9 protein-coding genes are annotated in these 10,167 nt (G+C 69.1%); 7 read left to right on the forward strand and 2 right to left on the reverse strand.

Features of this window, described 5'->3' with window-relative positions; genetic code table 11:
• Window positions 1-168 precede the first annotated feature (168 nt).
• Genes ACZ6B8_RS34495 through ACZ6B8_RS34510 form a run of 4 tightly spaced genes read left to right on the forward strand, consistent with a single transcriptional unit; the run spans window position 169 to window position 5,056 of the window.
• Window positions 169-2,385 carry a polyribonucleotide nucleotidyltransferase gene (locus tag ACZ6B8_RS34495; protein ID WP_471086773.1) on the forward strand — a complete coding sequence of 739 codons (2,217 nt, stop codon included), beginning with the start codon at window positions 169-171 and terminating at the stop codon, window positions 2,383-2,385.
• Entirely contained in the window at window positions 2,382-3,761 is a 1,380-nt protein-coding gene (locus tag ACZ6B8_RS34500; protein ID WP_471086776.1) for a M16 family metallopeptidase, read from the forward strand. Before ACZ6B8_RS34495 ends, ACZ6B8_RS34500 begins: the two co-directional genes overlap by 4 nt.
• A 53-nt stretch (window positions 3,762-3,814) precedes the next feature.
• Window positions 3,815-4,567, forward strand: coding sequence for a 4-hydroxy-tetrahydrodipicolinate reductase (gene dapB / locus ACZ6B8_RS34505; RefSeq protein ID WP_471609710.1), 753 nt, complete (start codon window positions 3,815-3,817; stop codon window positions 4,565-4,567).
• A 36-nt stretch (window positions 4,568-4,603) separates the two neighbouring features.
• A complete protein-coding gene (locus ACZ6B8_RS34510; RefSeq protein ID WP_358709559.1) occupies window positions 4,604-5,056 on the forward strand; it encodes a tetratricopeptide repeat protein in 453 nt (150 codons plus the stop codon).
• A 13-nt stretch (window positions 5,057-5,069) separates the two neighbouring features.
• Here ACZ6B8_RS34510 and ACZ6B8_RS34515 read toward each other — a convergent pair whose 3' ends face one another.
• Entirely contained in the window at window positions 5,070-5,636 is a 567-nt protein-coding gene (locus ACZ6B8_RS34515) for a hypothetical protein (RefSeq protein WP_471609711.1), read from the reverse strand.
• Window positions 5,637-5,759: 123 nt separating this feature from the next.
• Window positions 5,760-5,999, reverse strand: coding sequence for a hypothetical protein (locus ACZ6B8_RS34520; RefSeq protein ID WP_471086785.1), 240 nt, complete (start codon window positions 5,997-5,999; stop codon window positions 5,760-5,762).
• A 210-nt stretch (window positions 6,000-6,209) separates the two neighbouring features.
• Between ACZ6B8_RS34520 and thyX the strand changes: the two genes are divergently transcribed.
• The 3 genes from thyX to ACZ6B8_RS34535 all read left to right on the forward strand — a co-directional run bounded on the left by thyX (window position 6,210) and on the right by ACZ6B8_RS34535 (window position 9,873).
• The gene (gene thyX, locus ACZ6B8_RS34525) at window positions 6,210-6,950 is read left to right on the forward strand and encodes an FAD-dependent thymidylate synthase (protein ID WP_471086788.1); all 741 of its coding nucleotides are present in this window, start codon (window positions 6,210-6,212) and stop codon (window positions 6,948-6,950) included.
• Window positions 6,951-7,140: 190 nt separating this feature from the next.
• Entirely contained in the window at window positions 7,141-8,040 is a 900-nt protein-coding gene (gene dapA / locus ACZ6B8_RS34530) for a 4-hydroxy-tetrahydrodipicolinate synthase (RefSeq protein WP_471609712.1), read from the forward strand.
• Window positions 8,041-8,187: 147 nt separating this feature from the next.
• On the forward strand, window positions 8,188-9,873 hold the full coding sequence (locus ACZ6B8_RS34535; RefSeq protein WP_471086794.1) for a ribonuclease J: 1,686 nt from the start codon (window positions 8,188-8,190) through the stop codon (window positions 9,871-9,873).
• Window positions 9,874-10,167 lie beyond the last annotated feature (294 nt).

The following is a 10,167-nucleotide window of genomic DNA, read 5'->3' on the forward strand; positions in this document are numbered from 1 at the left end:
CGGCCCGCACACACGGCGCGCTTCTCCACCCAGTCCCGGTCCACGCCGGACCGGCCCGGCAAGGGCCGCTCCGCGCGGGACGAGGTCCGCCAAGGGCCGACGGGACGCCGCCCCCGGGCCACACGGGCCCGGAGGCGCGAAGACGAAACGTAGACACGTAGGAGAACAGTGGAGAACGAGACCCACTACGCCGAGGCCGTCATCGACAACGGCACGTTCGGCACCCGCACCATCCGCTTCGAGACGGGCCGCCTGGCCAAGCAGGCCGCCGGCTCCGCCGTGGCGTACCTGGACGACGACACCATGGTGCTGTCGGCCACCTCCGCTTCCAAGCGGCCCAAGGACCAGCTCGACTTCTTCCCGCTGACGGTGGACGTCGAGGAGCGGCAGTACGCCGCCGGCAAGATCCCCGGATCGTTCTTCCGTCGTGAGGGCCGTCCCTCCGAGGACGCGGTCCTGACCTGCCGCCTGATCGACCGCCCGCTGCGTCCTTCCTTCAAGAAGGGCCTGCGCAACGAGATCCAGATCGTCGAGACGATCATGGCGCTCAACCCCGACCACCTGTACGACGTGGTCGCGATCAACGCCGCCTCCTGCTCCACGCAGCTGGCCGGCCTGCCCTTCTCGGGCCCGATCGGCGGCACGCGTGTGGCGCTCATCAAGGGCCAGTGGGTCGCCTTCCCGACGCACACCGAGCTCGAGGACGCCGTCTTCGACATGGTCGTCGCCGGTCGCGTCCTGGAGGACGGCGACGTCGCGATCATGATGGTCGAGGCCGAGGCCACCGAGAAGACCATCCAGCTGGTGAAGGACGGCGCCGAGGCCCCGACCGAAGAGGTCGTCGCCGCCGGTCTCGAGGCCGCGAAGCCCTTCATCAAGGCGCTCTGCAAGGCCCAGTCCGACCTCGCCGCCAAGGCCGCCAAGCCCACCGGCGAGTTCCCGGTCTTCCTGGACTACGAGGACGACGTCCTCGAGGCCCTGACCGGCGCGGTCAAGACCGAGCTGGCCCAGGCGCTGACCATCGCCGGCAAGCAGGAGCGCGAGGCCGAGCTCGACCGCGTCAAGGAGATCGCCTCCGAGAAGCTGCTCCCGAAGTTCGAGGGCCGCGAGAAGGAGATCTCCGGTGCCTACCGCGCGCTGACCAAGAAGCTGGTCCGCGAGCGCGTCATCAAGGACAAGGTCCGCATCGACGGCCGTGGCGTCACGGACATCCGTACGCTCGCCGCCGAGGTCGAGGCCATCCCGCGCGTGCACGGCTCGGCGCTGTTCGAGCGTGGCGAGACCCAGATCCTGGGCGTCACCACCCTGAACATGCTCCGCATGGAGCAGCAGCTCGACACCCTCTCCCCGGTGACGCGCAAGCGCTACATGCACAACTACAACTTCCCGCCGTACTCGGTCGGCGAGACCGGCCGCGTGGGTTCGCCCAAGCGCCGTGAGATCGGCCACGGCGCGCTCGCCGAGCGCGCCATCGTGCCGGTGCTCCCCTCGCGCGAGGAGTTCCCCTACGCGATCCGCCAGGTCTCCGAGGCCCTCGGCTCCAACGGCTCGACGTCCATGGGCTCGGTCTGCGCCTCCACGATGTCGCTGCTGAACGCCGGTGTGCCGCTGAAGGCCGCCGTCGCCGGTATCGCCATGGGTCTGATCTCCGAGGAGATCGACGGCGACACGCACTACGTCGCCCTCACCGACATCCTCGGTGCGGAGGACGCGTTCGGTGACATGGACTTCAAGGTCGCCGGTACGAAGCAGTTCGTGACCGCGCTCCAGCTCGACACCAAGCTCGACGGCATCCCCGCCTCGGTCCTGGCCGCCGCGCTGAAGCAGGCCCGCGACGCGCGTCTGCACATCCTCGACGTGATGAACGAGGCGATCGACGTTCCGGACGAGATGTCCCCGAACGCGCCGCGCATCATCACCGTCAAGATCCCGGTGGACAAGATCGGTGAGGTCATCGGCCCCAAGGGCAAGATGATCAACCAGATCCAGGAGGACACCGGCGCCGACATCACGATCGAGGACGACGGCACCATCTACATCGGTGCCGCCCAGGGCTCGCAGGCCGAGGCCGCCCGCGCCACGATCAACGGCATCGCCAACCCGACCATGCCGGAGGTCGGCGAGCGCTACCTGGGCACCGTCGTGAAGACGACGACCTTCGGTGCGTTCGTCTCGCTCATGCCGGGCAAGGACGGTCTGCTGCACATCTCGCAGATCCGCAAGCTCGCCGGCGGCAAGCGCGTGGAGAACGTCGAGGACGTCGTCGGCGTGGGCCAGAAGGTCCAGGTCGAGATCGCCGAGATCGACTCCCGCGGCAAGCTGTCCCTCATCCCCGTCATCGAGGGTGAAGAGGACGACGACAAGAAGGACGACACCGACAAGTGACGTCGCGTAGCACCACGACGACGGCCCGCACCTCCTCGGAGGCGCGGGCCGTCGCCCGTACCCAAACCCTCATCAAGGGCGAGAACGGCATCGGCACCGTCCGCAGGACGACCCTCCCCGGCGGCCTGCGCGTGGTCACGGAGACGCTGCCGTCCGTGCGCTCGGCGACCTTCGGCATCTGGGCCAACGTCGGTTCCCGTGACGAGACCCCGTCCCTGAACGGCGCCACGCACTACCTGGAGCACCTCCTCTTCAAGGGCACCAAGAAGCGCAGCGCCCTGGACATCTCGGCCGCGCTCGACGCGGTCGGCGGCGAGATGAACGCCTTCACGGCGAAGGAGTACACGTGCTACTACGCGCGCGTGCTCGACACCGACCTGCCGCTCGCCATCGACGTCGTCTGCGACATGCTCACGGGCTCCCTCATCCTCCAGGAGGACGTCGACGCCGAGCGCGGCGTCATCCTCGAAGAGATCGCGATGACCGAGGACGACCCGGGTGACTGCGTGCACGACCTGTTCGCGCACACCATGCTCGGCGACACCCCCCTCGGCCGCCCGGTGCTCGGCACCGAGGAGACGATCAACGCCCTCACCGCGGACCGCATCCGCCGCTTCTACAAGAAGCACTACGACCCGACCCACCTCGTCGTCGCCGCCGCGGGCAACGTGGACCACAACAAGGTCGTACGCCAGGTCCGCGCCGCCTTCGAGAAGGCCGGCGCCCTGCGGCGCACCGACGCCACCCCGATGGTCCCGCGCCAGGGCTCCCGCGCGCTGCGCACCGCCGGCCGCGTCGAGGTCATCAACCGCAAGACCGAGCAGGCCCACGTCATCCTCGGCATGCCGGGCCTCGCCCGCACCGACGAGCGCCGCTGGGCCCTCGGCGTGCTGAACACGGCGCTCGGCGGCGGCATGTCGTCCCGCCTCTTCCAGGAGGTGCGGGAGAAGCGCGGTCTGGCCTACAGCGTGTACTCGTACACGTCGGGCTTCGCCGACACCGGCCTCTTCGGCGTGTACGCGGGCTGCCGCCCGAGCCAGGTGCACGACGTCCTGAAGATCTGCCGCGACGAGCTCGACCACGTCGCGGAGCACGGACTGACGGACGACGAGATCGGCCGCGCCATCGGCCAGCTCGCGGGCTCCACCGTCCTCGGCCTGGAGGACACCGGCGCCCTGATGAACCGCATCGGCAAGAGCGAGCTCTGCTGGGGCGAGCACATGTCGGTCGACGACATGCTGGCCAGGATCTCCGCCGTCACCCCCGACGAGGTGCGCGACGTGGCCCGTGACGTGCTCGGCCACCGCCCGTCCCTCTCGGCCATCGGCCCGCTGAAGGACAAGCAGGCGGCCCGCCTCCACGAAGCGGTCGCCTAGGCCGGCCGAGGATCCGGCACCACAGGGCCCAACTCCCTTAAGGAATGAAGGACATGAGCAAGCTGCGCGTGGCGGTCATCGGCGCCAAGGGCCGGATCGGCTCCGAGGCCGCGAAGGCCGTCGAGGCCGCCGACGACATGGAACTGGTCGCCGCACTCGGCCGGGGCGACGAGCTCGGGACGCTGACCGAGTCCGGCGCCCAGGTCGCCGTCGAGCTGACCAACCCGGACGCGGTCGAGGAGAACCTCGACTTCTGCGTACGCAACGGCATCCACGCCGTCGTCGGTACGACGGGCTGGACCGACGAGCGCCTCGCGCGGCTGCGCACGTCCCTGGACGCGTCCCCGGAGACGGGCGTCCTGATCGCCCCGAACTTCTCCATCGGCGCCGTCCTCACGATGAAGTTCGCGCAGATCGCGGCCCCGTACTTCGAGTCCGTCGAGGTCGTCGAGCTGCACCACCCGAACAAGGCGGACGCCCCCAGCGGCACTGCCACGCGCACCGCCCAGCTCATCGCCGAGGCACGCCGGGAGGCGGGCAGCGCCCCGCAGCCCGACGCGACGGTGACGGCCCTGGACGGCGCCCGCGGCGCGGACGTCGACGGGGTGCCGGTGCACTCCGTGCGCCTGCGCGGTCTCCTGGCCCACCAGGAGGTCCTGCTCGGCGGTGAGGGCGAGACCCTGACCGTGCGCCACGACTCGCTGCACCACAGCAGCTTCATGCCGGGCATCCTGCTCGGCGTGCGCCGCGTGGTGAGCACCCCGGGGCTCACGTTCGGCCTGGAACACTTCCTGGACCTCGGCTGATCCGAGAGCCCCGGGCCGACCCCAGAGCTGAGAGACATGCGCGCAAAGATCACCTACGCCGTCACGGCTGCCGTCCTGGTCGTCTACTTCGTCCTGGTCGGCAGCCGCGGCGTGCTCCTCATCCAGCACGGCACGGTCCTCACCGTCACCTTCGGTGTCGCGGTGCTGATCCTGCCGGTCATCGGCGTCTGGTTCCTCTGGAAGAACACCCAGTTCGTCCAGCGCGCCAACCGCCTCGCCGCCGAGCTGGAGGCCGAAGGCGGCCTGCCCGTCGACGAGTTGAAGCGGACGCCCGGCGGCCGCATCGACCGCGACTCGGCCGACGAGGTCTTCGCCCGCCGCAAGGCGGAGACGGAGGACGCGCCGGACGACTGGCGCTGCTGGTTCCGGCTGGCCGTGGCCTACCACGACGCACGGGACACCCCGCGCGCGCGGAAGGCTATGCAGCGGGCCATCGCCCTGCACGCGGGCAGGCCGGTGAACGTATAGGCGAGGGGCCGGCTCAGGCCGTGGGCCGGTACTCGTCGGCCCACACCTCGATGGAGTCGGCCGCGCGGTTGAACGCCTCGTGCCGCGCCAGGAAGTCCGCGTTCCGGTCCGTGAGCAGCAGCTGCGCCCCGGCGGCCTGCGGCTCCTGACCACGGCGTACGAGAAGGAGCGCCTGCCCCTGCACCGTCCGGGGCAGCCCGAGCCAGCGCACCGGCTGCTGGGCGGTCCGCACGGCGGAGACCTGGGTCCAGGCCACCGTCTGCGTCGTCAGGAAGCCGACCCTGCGCAGCCCGTGGGCGCTCACCCAGGTACCCATGCGCAGCAGGCGCAGGGCGGTGGCGATGACGAGCACGGCGAGCGCCGCGCAGCCGGCGGCCCCTGCCAGGGAGCCGGTGAACACGATGATCACCGAGGCGAAGAGGACGAACGAGGCGAGCAGCAGCAGGAGCGCGGAGGCGCCGACCCGCCAGGGACCCGGGCGGTAGGGCCGACGCCAGTGATCGCGGTCGTCGAAAGGCAGCGCGGCGTCGTCCGCCACGTCGTCGAATGCGCGGTCCGCGGTCAGGAAGGGCAGGGGCACGGGCTGATCCTCACTCGATCCACACAGGGGCTGTGCCCGGTGAGGCTATCGAGCCGTCTCTCCCGCTACCACCCTTGGGGGGCCGGACGAGTCACGGCCGGCCGACGACGGCCCACGCCCCGGTCAGCGACCGTCCGAGGCCTCGGACTGCTGGTGGTGCACGGACGACTGATCGGCCGACATGGCGGGCATCCCGAAGAGCAGGGATCCGACGAGGCCGGCCACCACGGTGAGGCCGATGAGCGTGCGGCCCATGATCTGACTGGCCGACGCGCGTTCTCGGGGCGGGGGAGTGACGTTACTGCGGAACTTCTCGGCTTCGGCGATGAAGGCGAACGGGACGGGCTCTCGCCGGCGGAACATGGTGCGCGCTTCTCCTCACGGGTCTCGAACGGAGCTCCGTGGAGCTCTGTGGACTCTCTCGTCTAGACAGACGCTCGAAACGCCCAAAAGGTGCCCTGTTTCGGCAAATTAGTCGAACAATGTCGTGGCGGGTCACCGAACGGCCGATTGTCGGTGCCGGGCCATAGAGTGGGCGCCGCCCGAGAGATGCACATGGAAGGACCCCCGCCTGTGAGCGAGACCCCCACCGAAGACCTCAAGCCCAGCTTCCGCAGCGAGGTCACCGTCGAGCTGGTGAAGCACGCCGCCACCGACTCCGACGTCCTGTGGGCCGCCCGAGTCTCCACGGCGGGCGAGCAGTCCCTCGACGAGCTCCAGAAGGACCCGGAGCGCTCCAAGGGCCTGATCAACTACCTGATGCGGGACCGCCACGGCAGCCCCTTCGAGCACAACTCGATGACGTTCTTCATCAGCGCCCCGATCTTCGTGTTCCGCGAGTTCATGCGCCACCGCGTCGGCTGGTCGTACAACGAGGAATCCGGCCGCTACAGGGAGCTCCAGCCCGTTTTCTACGTCCCGGACGAGTCCCGCAAGCTGGTCCAGGAGGGCCGCCCCGGCAAGTACGTCTTCGTCGAGGGCAGCCAGGCCCAGCAGGAGCTCACCGGCCGCGTCATGGAGGACTCCTACCGCCGGGCGTACGAGGCGTACCAGGAGATGCTCGCGGCCGGCGTGGCCCGCGAGGTCGCCCGCGCGGTGCTCCCCGTCGGCCTCTACTCCTCGATGTACGCGACGTGCAACGCCCGTTCGCTGATGCACTTCCTCGGCCTGCGCACGCAGCACGAGCTCGCCAAGGTCCCCTCGTTCCCGCAGCGGGAGATCGAGATGGTCGGCGAGAAGATGGAGCAGCACTGGGCCGAACTGATGCCGCTCACCCATGCGGCCTTCAACAAGAACGGACGTGTGGCGCCGTAAGGCACTGATGTGCGGATGGGCCGAGTGAAGTGTCCGTATTGCGGCACTTCGTGAAGTTCATCTAGCCTGATCAAACGGACCCGGCACTGCTTGAACCCCCGAGCAGGCAGTGCCGGGCTCCACACTTGTCAGGTCCGCACACATCCCCCGAGGGGCGACCCCGCGCTGAGCAGCGAGTAGCGTGTTACCCATGGCTCCGACCTCCACTCCGCAGACCCCCTTCGGGAGGGTCCTCACCGCCATGGTCACGCCCTTTACGGCGGACGGCGCACTTGACCTCGACGGCGCGCAGCAGCTCGCCGCCCACCTGGTGGACGCAGGCAATGACGGCCTGGTCATCAACGGCACCACCGGTGAGTCCCCGACCGTCGGTGACGCGGAGAAAAACGATCTCGTACGAGCCGTAGTGGACGCCGTAGGGGACCGTGCCCACGTCGTCGCGGGCGTCGGCACCAACGACACCCGCCACAGCCTCAAGCTCGCCCGCGCCGCCGAGCAGGCCGGCGCCCACGGCCTCCTGACCGTCACGCCGTACTACAACAAGCCCCCGCAAGAGGGCCTGTTCCGGCACTTCACCGCGATCGCCGACAGCACCGGGCTGCCGGTCATGCTCTACGACATCCCCGGCCGCAGCGGCGTACCGATCAACACCGAGACGATCGTCCGCCTCGCCGAGCACCCCCGGATCGTCGCCAACAAGGACGCCAAGGGCGACCTCGGCCGCGCCAGCTGGGCCATCGCCCGCTCGGACCTGGCCTGGTACTCCGGCGACGACATGCTGAACCTGCCGCTGCTGTCCGTCGGCGCGTGCGGCTTCGTCTCCGTCGTCGGCCACGTGGTCACCCCGGAGCTGCGCGCCATGCTGGAGGCACACCTCACGGGCGACGTGCAGAAGGCCACGGAGATCCACCAGAAGCTGCTCCCCGTCTTCACCGGCATGTTCCGCACCCAGGGCGTGATCACGACCAAGGCGGCGCTGGCCCTCCAGGGGCGCCCCGCGGGTCCGCTGCGCCTGCCGATGGTGGAGCTGTCGCCCGAGGAGACGCACCAGCTCAAGATCGATCTCGCCGCCGGCGGGGTACAGCTGTAACCACAGACTTCACAACTGAATAAGCGAGACACGCGGGCGCGGCACCAGCTGCCGGCCGCCCGCACCCCACACACAACTGCTCATGCACGAACGTCATGCGCGCCACGTGCCCAGGAGGTACGTGGCGCGCGTGGTGAGGAGAGTCTTTTGAGTCATCCGCATCCTGAACTCGGCGCCCCACCGAAGCTCCCGAAGGGCGGCCTCCGGGTCACCCCGCTCGGCGGCCTCGGCGAGATCGGCCGCAACATGACCGTCTTCGAGTACAACGGTCGTCTGCTGATCGTCGACTGCGGAGTGCTCTTCCCCGAGGAGGAGCAGCCCGGAATCGACCTGATCCTGCCGGACTTCACGTCCATCAGGGACCGCCTCGACGACATCGAGGGCATCGTGCTCACGCACGGCCACGAGGACCACATCGGCGGTGTCCCCTACCTCCTGCGCGAGAAGCCGGACATCCCGCTGATCGGCTCCAAGCTGACCCTCGCGCTGATCGAGGCGAAGCTGCAGGAGCACCGCATCCGGCCGTACACGCTGGAGGTCGTCGAGGGCGACCGCGAGGCGCTCGGCCCGTTCGACTGCGAGTTCGTCGCGGTCAACCACTCCATCCCGGACGCCCTGGCCGTCGCCATCCGAACCCCCGCGGGCATGGTCGTCGCCACCGGCGACTTCAAGATGGACCAGCTGCCGATGGACGGCCGCCTCACCGACCTGCACGCGTTCGCACGGCTGAGCGAGGAGGGCATCGACCTCCTCCTCTCCGACTCCACGAACGCCGAGGTCCCGGGGTTTGTGCCGCCCGAGCGCGACATCTCGAACGTGATCCGCGGCGTCTTCGCCGGCGCCCAGAAGCGGATCATCGTGGCGAGCTTCGCCAGTCATGTGCACCGCATCCAGCAGATCCTGGACGCCGCGCACGAGTACGGCAGAAGAGTCGCCTTCGTCGGCCGTTCGATGGTCCGCAACATGGGCATCGCCCGCGACCTCGGCTACCTCCGCGTTCCCCCGGGCCTCGTCGTCGACGTCAAGACGCTCGACGACCTGCCGGACAGCGAGGTCGTCCTGGTCTGCACGGGTTCGCAGGGCGAGCCCATGGCCGCGCTCTCCCGCATGGCCAACCGCGACCACCAGATCCGCATCGTCCAGGGCGACACGGTGATCCTGGCGTCGTCCCTCATCCCCGGCAACGAGAACGCGGTCTACCGCGTGATCAACGGCCTGACCCGCTGGGGTGCGAACGTCGTCCACAAGGGCAACGCCAAGGTGCACGTCTCCGGCCACGCCTCGGCCGGTGAGCTGCTGTACTTCTACAACATCTGCAAGCCCAAGAACCTGATGCCGGTCCACGGCGAATGGCGCCACCTGCGCGCCAACGCCGAGCTCGGCGCCCTCACCGGCGTCCCGCACGATCGCATCGTGATCGCCGAGGACGGCGTCGTCGTCGACCTCGTCGAGGGCAAGGCGAAGATCGTCGGCAAGGTCCAGGCGGGTTACGTGTACGTCGACGGCCTCTCCGTGGGCGATGTCGGCGAGCCCGCCCTGAAGGACCGCAAGATCCTCGGGGACGAGGGCATCATCTCGGTCTTCGTCGTCGTGGACTCCAGCACCGGCAAGATCACCGGAGGCCCGCACGTCCAGGCGCGCGGCTCCGGCATCGACGACGCGGTGTTCACCACCGTCATCCCGAAGATCCAGGAGGTCCTGGAGAAGTCGGCGCAGGACGGGGTCGTCGAGCCCCACCAGCTGCAGCAACTCATCCGCCGCACGCTGGGCAAATGGGTCTCGGACAACTACCGCCGACGCCCGATGATCCTGCCGGTGGTCGTCGAGGTCTGACCCTCCCGACCGCACCAGCTCCGGAGCGGGGCGCCTCGATTTGCATCGAGGCGCCCCGCTCCGTTAGGTTTACGGCTCCGCCTGCGAGGGAACCCGAGTCACTTGAACGTGATCCGGACCAGCCCGAAGGGGGGCGGGAATTCCGACTCAGAATCTCTGATAAAGTCGGAACCGCCGGAAAGGGAAACGCGAAAGCCGCAAGGCCGGAGCGGGAACCGGAAAGGCGCCGAGGAAATCGGACACGAAAGAGTCTGATAGAGTCGGAAACGCAAGAACGAAGAACAAAAAGAAACA

The organism is Streptomyces sp. NPDC041122 (assembly GCF_055592445.1).